We start from the raw sequence: 17,653 nt of genomic DNA on the forward strand, positions 1-17,653 counted from the left end.
TTTATTGTATTCAATGTGCTTACCACCGTGTTCTATAGTTCAACCCTAAAATCGTAATGGTTGTATCAGTTTTTACATTTAAACCTGCATACGGGTTTAATAAAATATTATTTACCCCAGTTTGGTTCGCCAAGCTACTAGAATTTGCTGGAATTTTATCTCGGCTTTGCAAAAAACCAATTGATAGATCTAAATCAGTATCTGCGTCAAAACGATAACCAACACCTAAACCAAACAAGCGTGCATTGTTAATTGGTACCATGGTATTCCGCTTATCATCAGGGATCGCACTGGTGCGTGGCTCATAGCCTGCACGGAGTTTTAAACGATCTGTTGCTGAATATTCAATCCCAATACCGTAGTTCCACGGTGACTCAAATGCCAGAGGCAAAGCCAAACTACTATCGGAGATATTGGCTGAAAGCAATTTTGCAATTTTGAGCGCCGAAACTTGACGGTCAAATTCAAATTTAAATTTGTCCCATGCTTTATAGTCGGTCCATCCCACATCAACATTGACTTGTAAATCGGGTAAAAGTTTATATTTAATACCCGCTTGGAAATGTGCTGGATATTCTAAATCCATTGATACCAGACCCGACTCACTGGCTGGTACAGAACTTGGAAAACCTAAAACTGCAGCCAGAATCTGCCCTGTTGGGGAGGACATCAACCCCTTAATGAGTTCTTGTGGTGCTTTAGCATTGTCTATGTGATATTTACCTTTCATCCGCATTTTGGCAGCACTTTGGTAGACTACACCAAAACTAAAATCTTCTGTCGGCTCCCACAGCACACCCAAGTTATAGCTTGGGCTTAGAGACTGTTCTGCTGAAAGTTCGAGTTGACCAAAGCGCCCAAAAGGATTCATTCCCTCTTCAGCATTACACATGCCCAGCAAGAGAATGTCGGTAATCACATCTGAGTTTTCTTTAAATGGGGTACAAACGACATCATCAATCATCCGCAGCATCCCAATCAACTCATTGGGAAAACGTAAATCATTTTTTAATGCCAAAGCTTGATAAGACATCCCAATTGAACCACCAATGGAAAGTTGATCATTGATTTGGTACGCCACAGACGGTGATAAATAAGTGATTCGTTCTAGCGCAACTTGTTGTCCCATAAAGTTACCGGGATTGCCATCTTCCGCACCGAATCCTGCAATTAATGGCGCATACATGGCAGTTGCAAATGTCATTTTAGAGCCTGGCGGGTTATATGCTATACCCGCAGTCGGGGCAGCCACAGGCATACCTTTACCCAAGTCCACCATTTTCTTCAAACCAGGTACATATAGGCTCGGGTATTCAACATCACCGCGGACTGGCCCTTTAAAGTCGGTACAGATATCGGCATCAACTTCAGGCCCATCATTACAAACAATCGGGTCATCTGAATAGCCAAATACGTTATAACCTGCAGGAACAGAAAACTCCCGCTCGATATTAAAATCAGCGAGAATACCTTGCACATCCGTTTGCAAACCTTCAATTTTGGTCAGTGCTGCTGGGTTAAAGTGAATGGCACTGATTCCAGGTGGATCAGCAGTGACTGCATTGCCCATAGCCAAAGAGCGAATATCAACTGATAAGTTTTGCCCTAAAGCAGCAAAGGTAACACTAGAATAGCCCGTTAATAATATGGCAGACACCAAAGGGCTAAGTCGGATATTTTTCATACGACTCCCCTATTATTTAAGCTTTTTTCCAAAACCAAGAATATCTAATGGGAAAGACAACCCTAATGAGACATCAGGTGCATCTTCTGTTAAACCAAGGCCAACCGTCCCATTCACAATCGTTTCAGGTGAAACACGTACACCTAAAGAAATCGCAAAAGTTGAACTGGTTTGATCTGCTGGAGAGTAACTTTCCCCTGAGCTGTAGGTAAATTCAGCCCCAGTATTGAAACTTTGTTGGTATGACATCGTCATTGAGACATCATAGTTAAAGGAATAGGCAAAACCGAAGGCAAAACCACCACTAATCCCTGGTTCAAACTCTTCAATTACACGGCTACCACGGCGCTGATCTAGGCCCGATTCTTTGAAACCATAGTTCGCTGAGACCGATGCAAACAGCACCACGGGATCAATATATTTACGCGTACTTGCCCCAACACCTGCTGAATAATATCCTTTGCCTGTTGCTAAGTCTGAAGTGGCATTAATTTCATAAGGACTATCCCCAGTTTTGGTAGAAACGTTACCAAATAAAATCAAAGGCAAACGACCAGCTTTGAGTGGAAACGGTTCCCAACGTGCACCAAAGGAAATGTCCCCAAGACCCGCTGTAGAGGTGTCTTTTAATAAGTCAGTTTTGGCAACCAAAGGCAATGATGCCGTTAACGTTAAGTTATCTCTTAAACCATATTGTGCCGTAAAAGTATTGGTTAGACTGTGTGTTGCATTTTCTTGTACCCGCAGTTGATAGAGCTGACCTTGTGCCATCTCTAAATCAAGTTGAGTATCTCGGTAATAGGTATAATCGATGTCGTAATAAGATGAAATCTCACCTTGTTTAATTAATGAATACTGACGTTCATTTGAGGTAAAAACTTCTTCTAAGTTGGTCTCTTTAGTTGCATCACCCTCTTGCTGTTGCAACGCAGAAGACGCTGCTTGCTCAACACTTCCAGTGTTTACAACTGCTGGCTTTTCTGGTTGCGCAGGCACAGTAGGTTGATCAGATCCAACTTGTGCTTGTTCTGTCACAGTTTCATCGACTGTTTCATAACCTCCTAAGCTCGGTTCTTCCGCAGCATAGGCCACCCCAAGAATCATCTGCACACTCACTGCGAGGAGTGTTTTATTCATCCATGTCTTCATCATTGTCCTTACCTATACCCTTGTTCTTGTTTTATTTTTTTCACACTTTATTTGTTTTTATAATAAAGCCTGAGAAAATTGTATGTCGGCTGTCCATAATATTCCGACTCTTTATTTTTATTACGCTCTAGGCGAATTGTAGATGCGCGATCGGCTATTTTTTCCATATAATGTTGTGGATATTGAATATCGACGAGTGCATAGCGGTTGACTGTAGCATCATCTACATGTCGCAGATCTGCTTCCTGTAAAGCCAACATATTTTTACGCATTTCAGTCGGAACATTAATTAAAAACAACGTGTTATTTTCCCAAACATCCTTGAAACGTTGTTCATCAAAACTAATATTTCCTAAGGCAGGATCGGCAACATAGACCCGTCCATCTTTATAGCCCTTATACACCACAAAATGTTTAAAACCAGCATAGGAGATTGGAACAATGGCAGGTTGACCTTGCTTAACCAAATCTTCAAATTCCCCCTTGTAGCCTCCACTTTCTAAACCAAGTGCAGTCACAAAGCGTTTCATGTCCAATAAAGAAAAACTACGACGCTCAATAATTCGCTCATATTCGCCATAGCGAAGCAAGCCATCCATGGTTTGTTGTTCTGTAAGTTGAGCACCGACATAGCCATTGATTAAGGTGGTCAGTGCTGCTGAACCACAACTATAATCATAAGCTTGACGCACAATGCCCCGAAATTGGTCTTCGACAGCAGGGTTAATTAGGACAGGTTCATGATGCATTCTGGTAAAAGATGCATTCCGAGAGTCTAAAACTTCAGTATAGTAAACTGCTTCCGCTGGTTTTTTCTTAATATCAAAGGCTTCGGTGGCAAAGTAATACATCATTGCTGAGCCCAATGCGATCTCTAACATAGTTTTTTACTTTTTTTAATAATATAGGCATCCCGCCCATTTTTTGTTTTTGGAGTTAATACTCTATATCCATACATTCAAGAAGATACTGTGTTTTAAAATAAAAAAATAGTCTTTTTTTGCATTTTTTATGAATATATTTTTGAAAAAAAGCGCGTGAATTCACGCGCTTTCTTAAAGTCTAATTTTAGTGACCAGAAATGGTAATCACAGCACCTGGCATATATACACCAGCAGCAGGACTAAAGTAAGTTTGCATACCTTGAACCTCTACATCACCAATAGATGCAGCATTACGGCTACCCAAATGCACACCTTTCACATAAGTATCGTGTGCACCACTTGTGCTAATCATACGGATATAGCCCTTATTCGCACCCTCTTCACCAATCACACTAATTTTTTGATTTAGTGTTAAATCTAGAGAATTTGCATCTGCAACTTTAATGCTTTCAACAAAGATTTCGCCTGCAGCACGCGTTGCTGTTTTAGTTGAATTATCTAAAATACCTAAGTTTTTAATTTCTAAACCACCAACCATCGTCGCATTTAATTGGATCATTGCACCTTGAGGTGCAGCACCCAGTTGGATGTTTGCAGACATTGGACCTGTTTTCAGTGATAAACCACTTAAAATCGGATTCACCGTACCTGTACCACCACGACGGATAGAGGTTGCTCCTGTTGTAGGAACATCAGCCGAAGCAACTACACCAATTTGACCAATTTTAATATCTAAACCTGAAACTTGAGCTGCAATGTTAATAAATGCATTACCACCGTTTGCATCTGTGTCAATTTGCAAATCAGCTAAGTTACGAGATGGGAGTAAATATGCTCCTGCATTATCATAGTTCGCACCAATAACAATACCGTGATTTTCCAGCGTATCACCCGCTATACCATTACCTTGGATAACGATAGCACCAGCAGTTGAAGTACCACCTAGAGATGTAGTCGCTAAACCATCATTATCATGAACAAAAACCTTACCAATTTCGATTTTAGAAATACCGATACCGATATTTAGACCATCTTGACCTGTAGCGGCACTAAGCGAAGCGTCATCCATTGCTTGCATTGCCATCGCATTTGCACTGATTGCCATTGAAGAAACTAAAGCAAGTTTAGTAATAATTTTCATCGTGTTCCTCTCCTAAGAGCTTTATTTTTGTGATATCGATCACTCGGTGTTAGTTACTGTTTTTTTATTTTGTCGCAGTATTAACACCTATCCTTGAGTGACTTTATTGCCTGAACTACGTTATATCTGAGTGATTTTTTGATCAACTGCTGTTGGTCGCAATCCATACCTTACCGATAAACGGTATTTCCTCTATGCGTACACGCACAATGCGGTAAAATAGCCTGAATTTTTTGATCCTATTTGCGTTAGCATGACTCTAAGCCAATCATTTAAAAAGATAATTTGTGATTCAACCCTCTCTGTATCTCATATACTACAGGCATTGAATGAGCTCACACAGTTAGTCTATTTACAAAATGTCGATGCACCTGTCATTGCTTTTTTACCTGAACGTTACCAAGTTTTTCAAAAAAACCAGCACTTTTTCTTTCAACGCACTCAGGATTTTTGTTACATCCACGATGACAAAGAAATAGACATTCCCAGTAATATTCAGTCAAGCTCAGAACAAAAAGAAGCATCTTTTAGTGGCGGACTCATTGGATTCGTCAGTTATGATTATGCCGCCCAGCAACACGTTCCGGTTCAAATTAAGTCACAGCCAAGCCTATTTTTAGGTTTATACAGTAGTTATCTACAATGGACTGATGCAGGCTGGCTATTTTGCAGTAGCGACTCACAAGCCGAACGCATTTATCGCAAAATTGAATCGTATTTATTCCAGCCATCGGCCTTAACCCATCCACTCAAACTTGAGTCGATCTGCCAAGCACGCTGGACTGAAACCGAATACAAACAAGCTTTTCAGCAAGTACAGGAATACATCAAAGCTGGGGATTGCTATCAAATCAATCTGACACAAGAGTTCACTGCCAAGGCACACGGTCAACTCCTAAGTACAGTCGAAGCATTTTGGCAATTGACCGATGCACCTTACTCAGGCTATCTCCGTATCGATGATTTTGAACTCTTAAGTTGTTCACCCGAGTTGTTTATTGATTTTCAAGCTCATCGAAAAATCATTACCAAGCCGATTAAAGGCACCATGCCGCGCTTTGCAGATCCCATCTTGGATGAACAATCGAAACAACGCTTAATGACTTCTGAAAAAGACCAAGCTGAAAATGTGATGATTGTCGATCTACTGCGTAATGACTTGAGTGTTTACGCAGAAACAGGCTCAGTCAAAACACCTAAACTGTTTAATATTGAAAGCTTTAATCAAGTCCATCATATGGTCAGCGAAGTCGAAGCAACACTGAAAGCAGAAGTTCATCCCTTTCATGTGCTGCTCTCTGCGCTACCTGGCGGGTCTATTACAGGTGCGCCTAAAATTCGAGCGATGCAGATTATTGAAGAACTCGAAGGTGCACCACGTGGAGCGTACTGTGGCTCAATGGGTTATTTTAATTTTGATGGTACGGGTTCTTGGAACATTCTGATTCGTTCTATTCAAAAATTCCAAGATGAGGTTTCACTTTGGGCTGGCGGTGGAATTACCATTGCATCAGAGTGTGAGGCTGAATACCAAGAATGTTTTGACAAGGTCTCAGCACTGCTTAATTTACTCAATACCTTTGTGCAAACGGACGCTGAATAGCAACCAAAATAAAAAAGTGAACCTTCACATCAATGAAGGTTCACTTTTCAAAGATCAAAACTGTTGAAAGTTTATTTTAAAATATCATTTTTCAATGTATCGACTAAACGTTGATTTTGTTCATCAGTTCCAACTGTGATACGTAAAAACTGGTTAATACGCGGTTTATTGAAATAACGCACAATAATGCCTTGTTCACGTAATTCAGCCGCTAATTCACCTGCATCTTTGCTAGGTAATGATGCAAAGATAAAGTTGGCACTTGATGGCAAAACGTTAAAGCCCAGTGCGGTCAATTGTTCAATCAAATGTTCACGGCTTTGAATCACTTTTTGATTTTGCGCTTCGAAATAAGCTTGATCTTCAAATGAAGCGACCGCAGCGGCTATCGCAAAACGGTCCATCGGATAAGAATTAAAACTATTCTTCACCGCTTCAAGTGCCGCAATCAAATGCGGTTGAGCAATCGCAAAACCAACACGTAAACCCGCCAGTGAGCGAGACTTAGACGTGGTTTGGCACACCACCAAGTTCTCATATTTTTCCACCAAACTGACTGCCGATTCAGCACCAAAGTCTACATAAGCTTCATCAATGACCACCACTGAATTTGGATTGGCCTGAAGCACTGCTTCTATTGCAGTTAAACCGATATCAATACTGGTGGGTGCATTTGGATTGGTGATAATAATGCCACCATTGGCTTGTTTATAGTCATCCACCACAATTTCAAAGTCATCATTGAGTGGTAAAATTTTGGTTTTGACCCCAAAAAATTGGCTATAAACAGGATAGAAGCTATAGGTAATATCGGGGTAAAGTACAGGCAGCTCTTGCACAAAAAATGCTTTAAAAATATGAGCTAAGACTTCATCTGAACCATTGCCAACAAAGACATTTTCAACCGCAACATTTTGTTGTGTCGCAATCGCCTGCTTTAACGCAGAAGCATCTGGATCTGGATATAAACGCAATACATCTGCAGAGTTTTCCAAAACTGCTTGAACAGCCTCCACCACTTTTGGTGAGGGTGGATATGGATTTTCGTTGGTATTGAGCTTCAATAAATTTTGAATTTTAGGTTGTTCGCCTGGTACATACGGTTCTAATTCACGTACTTCAGGACTCCAAAAACGCATTTTTTCTGTAGTAATGTTAGACATTGTCTATCTCATTTATGCACTCAACTTACTTTTATGTAAGCCCTCTCCTTCTAGGAGAGGGTTTGGGAGAGGTTTATGATGTCCCAAACTGAATTTAATATTTTCCCCTCTCCTAACCTCTCCCATAGGGAGAGGAACATTCATTACTGAACACATGAGGGATCTAAATTATATTATTGATAACGATAACGTGCCGAACGCGCATGCGCATCTAAGTTTTCTTGTTGCGCTAAGATATCTGCGGTTTTCGCCAAAGTTTTCACACCTTGCTCAGAGCACATAATCAAACTTGAACGCTTTTGGAAATCATATACACCCAGCGGCGAGGAAAAGCGTGCCGTACCTGAAGTTGGCAAAACGTGGTTTGGCCCTGCACAATAGTCACCAATCGCTTCTGGAGTATAACGCCCCATGAAAATCGCACCAGCATGGCGAATATCTTCGGCCATTTCCTGTGCTTCATCTAGGCACAGTTCTAAATGCTCAGGCGCGACTTGATTAATCAGCTCAACTGCTTCAGCGCGGTCTTTCACAAGCACTAACGCGCCACGATTGGCAATTGAAGTACGCGCAATCTCCGCCTTAGGTAAAGCTTGTAAATGCACTTCAATAGCCAGTTCTACTTCATGTAATAACTGTTCATCCGGTGTGATAAACACTGCTTGCGCCACAGTATCGTGTTCAGCTTGGGACAATAAATCCATTGCCAACCATTGTGCGTTATTCACGCCTTCGGCATAAACTAAAATTTCAGATGGCCCTGCAATCATGTCGATACCGACCTGTCCGAATACCGCACGTTTCGCAGCCGCGACAAAACGGTTACCTGGTCCTGTAATCTTATCTACTGCTGGAATCGTTTCTGTACCATAGGCTAAAGCTGCAACTGCTTGCGCTCCACCAATAGTAAAGACACGGCTGACGCCAGCCAAATAAGCAGCTGCTAATACCAATGGATTCAACTCACCATTCGGTGCAGGTACGACCATAATAATTTCAGGTACACCCGCCACATGCGCAGGCACAGCATTCATCAGTACAGAAGACGGATAAGATGCCAAACCACCAGGTACATAAATACCAACGCGATCTAAAGGCGTTACTTTTTGCCCAAGTGTGTTCCCTAAGGCATCCACATAGGTCCAGCCTTCTTGTTTTTGCGCTTGGTGAAACTCACGAATGCGGTTTGCAGCAAGCTCTAACGCCTCGCGGACTTCGGTACTCAAACCCTCAAAAGCGGTTTTTAATTGTTCTTGGGTCAGTTCTAAATCTGAGAATTGATGCGCGGGATGTCGATCGAACTGTTGAGTGAGTTTAAGAACATGAGCATTACCATGCTGACGAACATCAGCGATGATTTGATCTACGGTTTTTAAAAGTTCTGGGTCACTCACGGTTTCAAAAGCCAACAAATCAGCAAAGACTTGTTTAAAGTTCTGATCTTGAGTCGATAAACGTCGCATCAATTTATCCACAATGAAAATAAAGGGAAGCTTTAGTTTACCTTGTTTCCTGTATTTTGTGGGCAACAATCCCCCAGCTAAACACAGAGTGTAATGAAAAATTACTTTTAACTTCATCGGGAAATGAATCTGATTCAATATTTTTAATCTAGAATTATTAAACATGACTAAAAAACAGGCAAAACAAGATGCCCCTCACGGACATAGCCACATACTTTTCAACGGGGCAATTTAGCCGAATCCAACAGCATTTTTCGGAAGCCATTACATGGGAAATTGTGGGTGAACAACGGCTTTCAGGTTTTGATCAAGTACTCAAGCATTGCCAGTCTATCGAACATTATTTTTCGACCGTCGCGCATGAGTTCCATATTCAAGCAATTCATCAAATGGGTCATCATGTGATTGTTCAAGGTGAAGCACAATTTCATGACACTCAGCAGACATCGCGAATTTCTGCTTGTGATGTCTATACTTTTAATACTTTAAATCAACTGGTTCAGATTCAATCCTATTGTATTTCAATCCAATAGAAATATTAAAAAATGAGCAGGTACAAAAAAACCGCCATCATCGATAGCGGTTTCTTTAAAAACAAAAAAGATGAACTTATTTGTTTTTTAACGCTTCACGTTCAGCAACTGCTGTTTCTAACTGTGCAAGAATTGGGTTTAACAAGGCTTGCTTACGTTTGAAACTTGCCTTGTTCACGATCAGACGTGAAGACACTTTACAAATTTCTTCCAAAGGTTCTAAACCATTGGCACGTAAAGTATTCCCAGTATCGACCACGTCAACAATGTAATCGCCCAAACCCACCAACGGTGCAAGTTCCATTGAACCGTACAACTTAATTACATCGACTTGCTCACCTAAGCTTGCATAGTACTGACGGGTTAAGTTTACGTATTTAGTGGCAATTTTTAAACGCCCTTTGGGACGCGCCATGCCAACTTTGCCTGCAGTCATCAGTTTACATACTGCGATTTTTAGATCGAGTGGTTCATAAACGTTTTGCGCGCCATGTTCCATAAGCACGTCTTTACCCGCAACACCGATATCAGCCGCACCATTTTCCACATAGGTGGGTACGTCAGAAGCACGTAAAATTAAAATACGGACTTGTTTATGGGTGGTTGGGAAAATTAACTTGCGTGACTTATCAGGATCTTCCAGTAAGTTAATTCCAGCCGTTTCAAGTAAAGGCAGGGTTTCTTTTAAAATACGACCTTTACTCAATGCCAATGTTAAACCATGATCAAAATTGCCCATTACGTCAAAATTTGGATCATCGTTTCTCATATCGCTCATGAACTTACTCGCTTAATTTGGGCGCCTATACCTTGTAATTTCGCTTCGACATCTTCATAACCGCGATCAATATGATAGATACGATCAATCAGCGTCTCACCATCCGCAGCAAGCGCAGCTAACACTAGCGAGAAAGAAGCGCGTAAATCTGTTGCCATCACAGGTGCAGCAGAAAGTTTCTCTACACCGGTCACAACAGCATCATTACCTTCGACCTGAATATTGGCACCCATACGTGACAATTCAGGTACATGCATAAAACGGTTTTCAAAAATCGTTTCAGAAATGGTGGCAAAACCACGACCAATGGCATTGACTGCCATAATCTGTGCTTGCATATCAGTTGGGAAATCTGGATGTGGAAGCGTTTGGAAACTTACTGCTTTCGGGCGTTTACCCATCATATCCAGTTCAATCCAATCATCACCACGGGTCACTTCCGCGCCCATTTCTTCAAACTTTTCTAAGACCGATTCCATCAACGTTGGATCAGTATGTGTGGTTTTTACACGACCTCCGGTAATGGCCGCAGCAGCCAAATACGAACCTGTTTCAATACGGTCAGCAACCACAGCATATTCACAGCCATGTAGTTTTTCAACACCTGTGACCACTAGGGTATCTGTGTCTAATCCTTCAATTTTTGCACCCATCGCGATCAACATTTTCGCAAGGTCCGTAATTTCAGGTTCACGTGCCGCATTACGAATCGTGGTCACACCTTCTGCCAATGCCGCAGCCATTAAGATATTTTCGGTACCACCCACGGTCACCATATCAAAAATGACTTCGCCACCTTTCAGACGTCCATCAACTTTAGCATGTACATAACCCGCTTCAACTTCAATCTCTGCACCTAAAGCTTCTAAAGCTTTTAAATGTTGATCGACTGGGCGCGAGCCAATCGCACATCCACCCGGCAAAGACACTTTTGCACTACCATAGCGCGCCACCAATGGGCCCAGCACTAAAATAGATGCACGCATAGTTTTCACCAGCTCATACGGTGCAAACTGATTGTCCAGTGTTGAGGTATCCGCAGTAACCGTGTCACCTTCATAGGTCATGGTAATACCTAGACCACCAATCAACTGCACCAAAGTATTTACATCTTTTAAATGCGGTACGTTGGTGAGCTTGGTTGGGGTTTCAGGCAAAATCATTGCTGCAAGCAACGGCAAGGCAGCATTTTTAGCACCCGAAATACGAACTTCGCCTTCGAGCTTCGTGCCACCTTGAATTAAAAATTTATCCATCTAATTTTAAGCTCCGAATAAGCTTGCTTTACGCCATTCTTCTTTAGTCATTGCACGAATAGTCACCGCATGCACTTCGCCACTTGCGATATAAGAATTTAATGGTGCATAAACAGCTTGCTGACGTGCAACAGGGCGTTTGCCTTCGAATTGGTCGTCGACAATACGTAAGTCAAACTTTCCGCCTTGCCCACTAACTGCAACTTCAGCTTCAGGAAAAGCAGCTTTTAAAATTTCAGTGAGCTGTTCACTATTCATCACAAAGACCTCTTATAGGACCAACGGTGTAAAAACCTGCCATTTTACTATAAATCTGAAAAATAAATCATAAACCCGCACACTTTATATATAAAAAAAGAGGTTTTAAAAAACCTCTTTTTGCATAAAAAACAAACTAAATGGCAATAGGTTGGTAAACCTGCTGCATTTTACGGTGCTTATCGAGCTGTCTTTTTAGTTTTTCTGATAATTTTTTAATCGACGTATACATATCATCTGCTGAAGCCTGAGCAAAAAATTCAATGCCTGGTAAACGGATAATTGCTTCTGCAATATGATTGCTACTGCCTTTTTTAGTATGTTTATCGACCTGATGATCCTTGGTTAATTTCACCTGCATACTGTTCACCTGATCAATATGCTTGGTCATTTCTGCAAATTTGCAGCGAATGGTATCTTCAATAGCTGGGGTAATGCTCAAATGATGTCCACGAATTGTTATTTGCATATATCTATCCCTCACCTTCATTAGGATTAATGAGGAAAAGCCAAGACGATTTAATGACTACAAAATAACCAGCACGCATAGAAACATCAAATCATTTTAGCCATTCCTTAAAGAAAAAAGAGGTTCATTATGTTGTCATAATGAACCTCTAGAATAGTCAGATTTTAAATTTTAGATCAAGACTTTTCGTTCAGAAGATGACGGAATATGTAACGATTCGCGATACTTTGCCACTGTCCGACGCGCTACATCAATTCCATCGTCTTTTAAAAGATTGGCAATTGCGTTATCAGACAAAGGTTTACGTGCATTCTCTTCAGCAATCAATTTTTTAATCTTGGCACGAATTGCAGTTGAAGATGCCTCACCGCCTGAAGTAGTCCCCACATGGCTTGAAAAGAAATATTTCAACTCGAACAAGCCTCGTGGCGTCAGCATATATTTGTTGGTTGTCACCCGAGAGACGGTCGACTCATGCAATTCAACTTCTTCTGCAATATCTCGAAGTACCAAAGGCTTCATCCCTTCAGCACCAATTTCTAAAAATGCACGCTGATGTTCAATGATACACGTCGCCACTTTCAGTAAAGTTTTATGTCGTTCATCGACACTTTTAATAAAGTTTTTCGCATCCAACATCTGATTACGTAAGTACTGATTATCTTCACTTTGATCAGCACGCTTAATCATATTGGCATAAAACGAGTTCACACGAAGTTTTGGCATCACATCAGGATTTAAAGCCACTTGCCATTGTTCGTTTTTCTTCATTACCACGACATCAGGAATTTGATAATCCGAGTCTTTATCTTCAAATTCAAGTCCTGGATGCGCTTTTAGCGTTTTCAATAAATCAACCGCACACTTGAGCTGCTCTTGATTTAAACCTGTTTGTTTAATCAGTTTCGCCAGTTCATTGCTGATCAATAGTTCATAGTTTTTCAGCAGATTCATGGCATCATTTCGACATGCGGTCTGCATTGGTAAGGCTTCCAACTGCACCATTAAACACTCTGCAAGATTCCGCGCCCCAACTCCGAGTGGGTCTAAACGCTGAATATGCTTGAGCACTACAACCACTTCGTCATCTTCGACTTCGTCGTCATAGTCCATGCTTGTTAAAAGATGTTGAACTGAAGTCGTTATTTCTGAAATATCACTGTCTAAAAAACCTTTATCGTCCAACGAGTCAATAATGCAATAAGCAATCAACATATCTACTTGCGAAAAATGCAACAGATTGATTTGCTCGAGCATATGCTCTTTTAAGCCCAAATGACCTTGGCGATTATCTTCTCGTTCTTCAAATTCTGCTGCGCCCAAACTGGTCGGTTGATGGGTGTAAACATCATCCCAGTCAGTATCGACCGGTAAATCATCGGGTAAATGATCTGCGTTGAGTTCGTTGGTTAAATCTTTCTTATCCTGTTCTTGCACACTGGATAAGCTTTCGATAGATGACTGTTCTTCTACTTTTTCTAAGAGTGGATTGCTGTCGAGTTGAATCTGAATTTCCTGTTCAAGTTCAAGGCTCGATAATTGAAGCAATCGAATAGCTTGTTGTAATTGGGGGGTTAGCGACAAAGAGTTCGAAACTTTCAATCCAACCGATAACTTCATAAAACTCTACTCATCAATACAACTATTTTTAAAGCACGCTTTATAAGCAATTTTTGTGCCGTTTTATTTTTTATAGCATAGAAAATTCAAAAAACCTACATTTTTTGAGCAGATTGTTTTCATTTCCTACCTAGTTTTAGATTTTATGGATGTATTAATACATATCAATTATTGAAAAGGCTCATTAAAACCTTCACACAGTCTAAAGTTACACGAAACACTGCATCGGCTACTTTCACTTACTTACAAGAGTCCGTTAAATCAAAACATCGGTATCATTCTGCTTTGTTAGGCTAAAGCATAGACATTTTTTAGGTGATTTACATGACTCAAAAAGTATTGTCCATAACCTCAAATATAGGCGTAGAGCATGATGAGCTAATTCAGCCTCTCCATTTTCTACAGTCCAAAGGCATAGAATGCATTCATGCCGCGATTGAAGCTAGTGATGTTCGAACTGTCAAAATGGACTCAGACTCGGCAGCAAGCTATCCTCCAGACGTCGATTTGGATCATGTTCATTATGACGACTACGACTTGCTGATTATCCCCGGCGGTGCAGTTAATGCCGATCTATTACACCAACATCCCAAAGCTCTCGAAATTATCCAAAGTTTTAGCAACCAAGCCAAACCAATCGCTGTGATTTGTCATGCGCCTTTAGTTTTGATTAAAGCTGAACAGATTAAAACTAAGCATCTGACTTCGCATAAAAATATACGACTCGATCTGGAAAATGCAGGTGCTATATGGGTCGATGAAGCCGTTCACACATGTAATGCAGGTGGTTGGACGCTCATCAGCTCACGTAGTTCAGAAGATCTTCCCGCTTTTAATCAAGTGATATTGAAAGAAATTGAATCCAATTCGTCCATTTAAGATGCCATAAAATAAAAAGAGCCTGATATTGATCAGGCTCTTTTATTCATTTTTTAAAAGTCACAGACTTTTTAAGTATTCAATAATTTCTACTTGTTCCGCCATTTCAGCCAATTGAAGCGCAGTGTATTCACCTTTGTAGTGGACATTCGCACCTTTTTCAACCAATAGTTTCACCACTTCTAGATAGCCATTTTCAACCGCTGCTTGAAGTGCGCTATAGCCTTCATCATCGGTCGAGTTCACATCTACACCATTGGCGAGACTTTTTTCTACTTCAGCGAGTTCACCTAAAGAAGCCCAATACACCAGTTCAGGTAAATGCAGTTCATCATCGTTTTCAGGAATTGGGGAGAATGTGTTGAGTTTCATAATAAGTTACCTAATTAAATCGAATTTCAGACCAAAGTGTAATCCTGATAACTGTTCAGATAACTCTTTTAGAACTTCATGAATCTCACTTAACACTTCATTATCGCTTACGTATGATTCGATGATTTCATCGTTCCCATTATGAACAAGTAAGAAAATCTTAGATTTTGATTCACTTTTCGACTCTTTTGGAGTTTTTCCTTTAACAAGATTACATTTTTTAAAAGTAGATTTTTGATAATCTAAATTTTTATCCATACTAATAGGATATCTAAACATAGTTGAATTACTATCATATTCTTCTAATTTATTAATTAATATAGGTATTTCTTCAGGAATATCAAACCAGTTATATCCTGTTCTACTATCTATAGAATCACGGTTATTTTCTAAAATAATTAAAAAATTTTCAAATAAAGTTTTAATTGAATGGACATTAAATATTTTTTTCTCTTTACCATTTCAACTAATTTTGGGAAATCATCATTTCCAGTTTTTGATTTTTTAAAACTGATCTTATATATGAGAGTAATTGCTGATTTTAGATATAGTTCAATCGAATGCCTATAAAGATATAGAATTGGTAATTTACCTCCACCGATACCAAAACCATATTTTGTATCTTGATTATCATCTAGTGCCTGTGCCGCATAATAGAAAGAATCCGCTGTTGCCCCCAATCCTAAATCTGTCTGCAAAGCTAAAGGTTTAAAATAATCCTCGATCATAATTTCAATAATACTTAATATCTATAATCAATAATATACATCTACTAGATAAAAAAAGCCTCCTTTCGGAGGCTTTTCTTTTTAAGGAATCACAACTTATGCTTTAGCTATAGACGCGTCTTTAAGATCAATCTTATCGCTGTCACTATCATGCATAATCAGAGCAACCGCAATAGCAGTAATCAACACAGGTAAACCCACAGCCATAAAGTTATAGTGGGCAGGCAAATTCATACCCAACAAACTCCCGATTAAAATTGGTCCAATGATTGCACCCATACGACCAATTGCAGACGACCAACCAATCCCCGTTGAACGAACAGCAAGTGGATAGTACTGAGCGACATAGCTATAAAGCAGCATTTGCGAACCGATCGATGCAGCACCCGCCAAGAATACTAGAATATATAAAAGGAATTGATTCGATTGGAAGCCCATCAAGCTCATCACAACAGCACCCATCATCCCTAAGCACATGAGCACAGGTTTCAAATGGAAGCGATCGGCCAAGATCCCTCCACCTACAATACCAATCACCGCACCAATGTTCATCACCATCATAAACATCAAGCTATTGTCCATTGAGTAGCCTGCTGCCATCATTAACTTCGGCAACCAACTGCTTAAAGCATACATAGTCAGTAAACAGGTGAAGAACGCCACCCAAAACAACAAGGTATTTATCGCACGCCCACGCTTAAATAAGCTCACAACATTTGCAGACTCTGGCACATCAACCTGATGCAGCTCAAAAGTTGTATCTTCTTTTACTGTCACCGTTGGTGCTAAACGACGAACAATTTTACGTGCTTCCGCCTGACGGTTTTGTTGCACAATAAAAGTCAAAGACTCGGGCAAAAACTTCCAAATAACAGGTAATAACAACAAAGGAATACCCGCAATAAAGAACATAATTTGCCAACCAAAACTTGGAGTAAACCACGCACCTAACAATGCAGCCATTACACCACCCACGGCATAACCACTAAACATCGTAGTCACTAAGGTACTACGCATTTTTTGTGGTGCATACTCAGATGTCAGCGCAACAAGGTTTGGCATTACTCCACCAATTCCAAGTCCTGCAAGGAAACGGAGAATTGCAAATTCCGTTGGATTTGATGCAAAACCACCTGCACAGGTAAGCCCGCTAAAAAGCACAATACAGATCATAATGACTTTTTTACGGCCAATTTTATCCGCCAAAGAGCCGAATATCATTGCACCAAACATCATGCCTGCTAAAGCAGTACTTGCAAGCATACCCGCCTGTACAGCACTTAAGCCCCAGTCTTCCATTAATAATGGTAATACCACACCATTAATTGCCAAGTCATAACCATCAAATAAAATAATTAGTAAACACCAAGCAACAACTTGAAAATGGAACCCCGAAAATTTTGCACGATCAATAATATCATTCACATTCACTTAAATAATAATTATGACTATTTAAGATATTTTATTTAATTATGATAAACCTCAATTAGACGATTGATTCGTTTATTATTTAACCTTCCTTGCATAAAAAAATCCCCCTCAGCGATTAGCGGAGGGGGATTTAGAATTAATGAGCTGGCGATGACTTACTCTCACATGGATAACTCCACACTACCATCAGCGCTAAGAGGTTTCACTTCTGAGTTCGGGAAGGGATCAGGTGGTTCACTCTT

18 protein-coding genes and 1 rRNA gene are annotated in these 17,653 nt (G+C 40.3%); 3 read left to right on the forward strand and 16 right to left on the reverse strand.

Features of this window, described 5'->3' with window-relative positions:
• Nucleotides 1-19 precede the first annotated feature (19 nt).
• The 4 genes from HYI04_RS12235 to HYI04_RS12250 form a co-directional block, all read right to left on the reverse strand.
• Nucleotides 20-1,684 carry an OmpP1/FadL family transporter gene (locus HYI04_RS12235; protein ID WP_178896209.1) on the reverse strand — a complete coding sequence of 555 codons (1,665 nt, stop codon included), beginning with the start codon at nucleotides 1,682-1,684 and terminating at the stop codon, nucleotides 20-22.
• A gap of 12 nt (nucleotides 1,685-1,696) precedes the next feature.
• The gene (locus HYI04_RS12240; RefSeq protein ID WP_372239174.1) at nucleotides 1,697-2,833 is read right to left on the reverse strand and encodes a hypothetical protein; all 1,137 of its coding nucleotides are present in this window, start codon (nucleotides 2,831-2,833) and stop codon (nucleotides 1,697-1,699) included.
• Nucleotides 2,834-2,880: 47 nt separating this feature from the next.
• The gene (locus HYI04_RS12245; RefSeq protein ID WP_004695004.1) at nucleotides 2,881-3,714 is read right to left on the reverse strand and encodes a C39 family peptidase; all 834 of its coding nucleotides are present in this window, start codon (nucleotides 3,712-3,714) and stop codon (nucleotides 2,881-2,883) included.
• Between the two features lie 187 nt (nucleotides 3,715-3,901).
• Nucleotides 3,902-4,858: a DUF6160 family protein gene (locus HYI04_RS12250; protein ID WP_159153702.1), complete on the reverse strand. Its 957-nt coding sequence runs from the start codon at nucleotides 4,856-4,858 to the stop codon at nucleotides 3,902-3,904.
• A gap of 253 nt (nucleotides 4,859-5,111) precedes the next feature.
• Between HYI04_RS12250 and HYI04_RS12255 the strand changes: the two genes are divergently transcribed.
• Nucleotides 5,112-6,461: an anthranilate synthase component I family protein gene (locus tag HYI04_RS12255; RefSeq protein WP_178896211.1), complete on the forward strand. Its 1,350-nt coding sequence runs from the start codon at nucleotides 5,112-5,114 to the stop codon at nucleotides 6,459-6,461.
• Nucleotides 6,462-6,532: 71 nt separating this feature from the next.
• On the opposite strand, the gene hisC is transcribed toward HYI04_RS12255, so the two are convergent.
• On the reverse strand, nucleotides 6,533-7,624 hold the full coding sequence (gene hisC, locus HYI04_RS12260; RefSeq protein WP_159153704.1) for a histidinol-phosphate transaminase: 1,092 nt from the start codon (nucleotides 7,622-7,624) through the stop codon (nucleotides 6,533-6,535).
• Nucleotides 7,625-7,797: 173 nt separating this feature from the next.
• The gene (gene hisD, locus HYI04_RS12265; protein ID WP_171519381.1) at nucleotides 7,798-9,099 is read right to left on the reverse strand and encodes a histidinol dehydrogenase; all 1,302 of its coding nucleotides are present in this window, start codon (nucleotides 9,097-9,099) and stop codon (nucleotides 7,798-7,800) included.
• A gap of 176 nt (nucleotides 9,100-9,275) precedes the next feature.
• Here hisD and HYI04_RS12270 point away from each other — a divergent pair, with 176 nt between their 5' ends.
• Nucleotides 9,276-9,620, forward strand: coding sequence for a nuclear transport factor 2 family protein (locus tag HYI04_RS12270; protein WP_159153706.1), 345 nt, complete (start codon nucleotides 9,276-9,278; stop codon nucleotides 9,618-9,620).
• Between the two features lie 76 nt (nucleotides 9,621-9,696).
• Here HYI04_RS12270 and hisG read toward each other — a convergent pair whose 3' ends face one another.
• The 5 genes from hisG to HYI04_RS12295 all read right to left on the reverse strand — a co-directional run bounded on the left by hisG (nucleotide 9,697) and on the right by HYI04_RS12295 (nucleotide 14,001).
• On the reverse strand, nucleotides 9,697-10,398 hold the full coding sequence (hisG, locus tag HYI04_RS12275) for an ATP phosphoribosyltransferase (RefSeq protein WP_010325965.1): 702 nt from the start codon (nucleotides 10,396-10,398) through the stop codon (nucleotides 9,697-9,699).
• Nucleotides 10,395-11,654 (reverse strand): UDP-N-acetylglucosamine 1-carboxyvinyltransferase, encoded by a 1,260-nt coding sequence (murA, locus tag HYI04_RS12280; protein ID WP_005400214.1) that lies wholly within the window; start codon nucleotides 11,652-11,654, stop codon nucleotides 10,395-10,397. Before murA ends, hisG begins: the two co-directional genes overlap by 4 nt.
• A gap of 6 nt (nucleotides 11,655-11,660) precedes the next feature.
• Nucleotides 11,661-11,912: a BolA family iron metabolism protein IbaG gene (ibaG, locus tag HYI04_RS12285; RefSeq protein WP_004695019.1), complete on the reverse strand. Its 252-nt coding sequence runs from the start codon at nucleotides 11,910-11,912 to the stop codon at nucleotides 11,661-11,663.
• A gap of 136 nt (nucleotides 11,913-12,048) precedes the next feature.
• Nucleotides 12,049-12,381 (reverse strand): ribosome hibernation-promoting factor, HPF/YfiA family, encoded by a 333-nt coding sequence (hpf, locus tag HYI04_RS12290; protein ID WP_004695021.1) that lies wholly within the window; start codon nucleotides 12,379-12,381, stop codon nucleotides 12,049-12,051.
• A 171-nt stretch (nucleotides 12,382-12,552) separates the two neighbouring features.
• The gene (locus tag HYI04_RS12295; protein WP_178896212.1) at nucleotides 12,553-14,001 is read right to left on the reverse strand and encodes an RNA polymerase factor sigma-54; all 1,449 of its coding nucleotides are present in this window, start codon (nucleotides 13,999-14,001) and stop codon (nucleotides 12,553-12,555) included.
• 324 nt (nucleotides 14,002-14,325) lie between these two features.
• On the opposite strand from HYI04_RS12295, the gene HYI04_RS12300 reads away from it, so the two are divergent.
• On the forward strand, nucleotides 14,326-14,880 hold the full coding sequence (locus tag HYI04_RS12300) for a protease (protein WP_010325964.1): 555 nt from the start codon (nucleotides 14,326-14,328) through the stop codon (nucleotides 14,878-14,880).
• Nucleotides 14,881-14,940: 60 nt separating this feature from the next.
• Here HYI04_RS12300 and HYI04_RS12305 read toward each other — a convergent pair whose 3' ends face one another.
• The 5 genes from HYI04_RS12305 to rrf all read right to left on the reverse strand — a co-directional run.
• The gene (locus HYI04_RS12305) at nucleotides 14,941-15,252 is read right to left on the reverse strand and encodes an ankyrin repeat domain-containing protein (RefSeq protein WP_010325963.1); all 312 of its coding nucleotides are present in this window, start codon (nucleotides 15,250-15,252) and stop codon (nucleotides 14,941-14,943) included.
• A gap of 6 nt (nucleotides 15,253-15,258) precedes the next feature.
• Nucleotides 15,259-15,510, reverse strand: coding sequence for a hypothetical protein (locus HYI04_RS12310; RefSeq protein ID WP_010325962.1), 252 nt, complete (start codon nucleotides 15,508-15,510; stop codon nucleotides 15,259-15,261).
• A 140-nt stretch (nucleotides 15,511-15,650) separates the two neighbouring features.
• Complete coding sequence (locus HYI04_RS12315; protein ID WP_178896213.1) at nucleotides 15,651-15,980, reverse strand: hypothetical protein; 330 nt, start codon at nucleotides 15,978-15,980, stop codon at nucleotides 15,651-15,653.
• A gap of 96 nt (nucleotides 15,981-16,076) precedes the next feature.
• Nucleotides 16,077-17,411 carry an aromatic acid/H+ symport family MFS transporter gene (locus HYI04_RS12320; RefSeq protein WP_178896214.1) on the reverse strand — a complete coding sequence of 445 codons (1,335 nt, stop codon included), beginning with the start codon at nucleotides 17,409-17,411 and terminating at the stop codon, nucleotides 16,077-16,079.
• A 142-nt stretch (nucleotides 17,412-17,553) separates the two neighbouring features.
• A 5S ribosomal RNA gene (gene rrf, locus HYI04_RS12325) occupies nucleotides 17,554-17,653 on the reverse strand; the annotation flags it as partial.

The organism is Acinetobacter sp. SwsAc2 (assembly GCF_013391465.1).
Taxonomy (GTDB): Bacteria; Pseudomonadota; Gammaproteobacteria; order Pseudomonadales; family Moraxellaceae; genus Acinetobacter; species Acinetobacter johnsonii.

Bases quoted from the DNA above. Each gene is read 5' to 3' on its own strand.
- HYI04_RS12235 (WP_178896209.1), bottom strand. From the start codon at position 1,684: ATGAAAAATATCCGACTTAGCCCTTTGGTGTCTGCCATATTATTAACG.
- HYI04_RS12240 (WP_372239174.1), bottom strand. From the start codon at position 2,833: ATGAAGACATGGATGAATAAAACACTCCTCGCAGTGAGTGTGCAGATG.
- HYI04_RS12245 (WP_004695004.1), bottom strand. From the start codon at position 3,714: ATGTTAGAGATCGCATTGGGCTCAGCAATGATGTATTACTTTGCCACC.
- HYI04_RS12250 (WP_159153702.1), bottom strand. From the start codon at position 4,858: ATGAAAATTATTACTAAACTTGCTTTAGTTTCTTCAATGGCAATCAGT.
- HYI04_RS12255 (WP_178896211.1), top strand. From the start codon at position 5,112: ATGACTCTAAGCCAATCATTTAAAAAGATAATTTGTGATTCAACCCTC.
- hisC (WP_159153704.1), bottom strand. From the start codon at position 7,624: ATGTCTAACATTACTACAGAAAAAATGCGTTTTTGGAGTCCTGAAGTA.
- HYI04_RS12270 (WP_159153706.1), top strand. From the start codon at position 9,276: ATGCCCCTCACGGACATAGCCACATACTTTTCAACGGGGCAATTTAGC.
- hisG (WP_010325965.1), bottom strand. From the start codon at position 10,398: ATGAGCGATATGAGAAACGATGATCCAAATTTTGACGTAATGGGCAAT.
- murA (WP_005400214.1), bottom strand. From the start codon at position 11,654: ATGGATAAATTTTTAATTCAAGGTGGCACGAAGCTCGAAGGCGAAGTT.
- ibaG (WP_004695019.1), bottom strand. From the start codon at position 11,912: ATGAATAGTGAACAGCTCACTGAAATTTTAAAAGCTGCTTTTCCTGAA.
- hpf (WP_004695021.1), bottom strand. From the start codon at position 12,381: ATGCAAATAACAATTCGTGGACATCATTTGAGCATTACCCCAGCTATT.
- HYI04_RS12295 (WP_178896212.1), bottom strand. From the start codon at position 14,001: ATGAAGTTATCGGTTGGATTGAAAGTTTCGAACTCTTTGTCGCTAACC.
- HYI04_RS12300 (WP_010325964.1), top strand. From the start codon at position 14,326: ATGACTCAAAAAGTATTGTCCATAACCTCAAATATAGGCGTAGAGCAT.
- HYI04_RS12305 (WP_010325963.1), bottom strand. From the start codon at position 15,252: ATGAAACTCAACACATTCTCCCCAATTCCTGAAAACGATGATGAACTG.
- HYI04_RS12310 (WP_010325962.1), bottom strand. From the start codon at position 15,510: ATGGATAAAAATTTAGATTATCAAAAATCTACTTTTAAAAAATGTAAT.
- HYI04_RS12315 (WP_178896213.1), bottom strand. From the start codon at position 15,980: ATGATCGAGGATTATTTTAAACCTTTAGCTTTGCAGACAGATTTAGGA.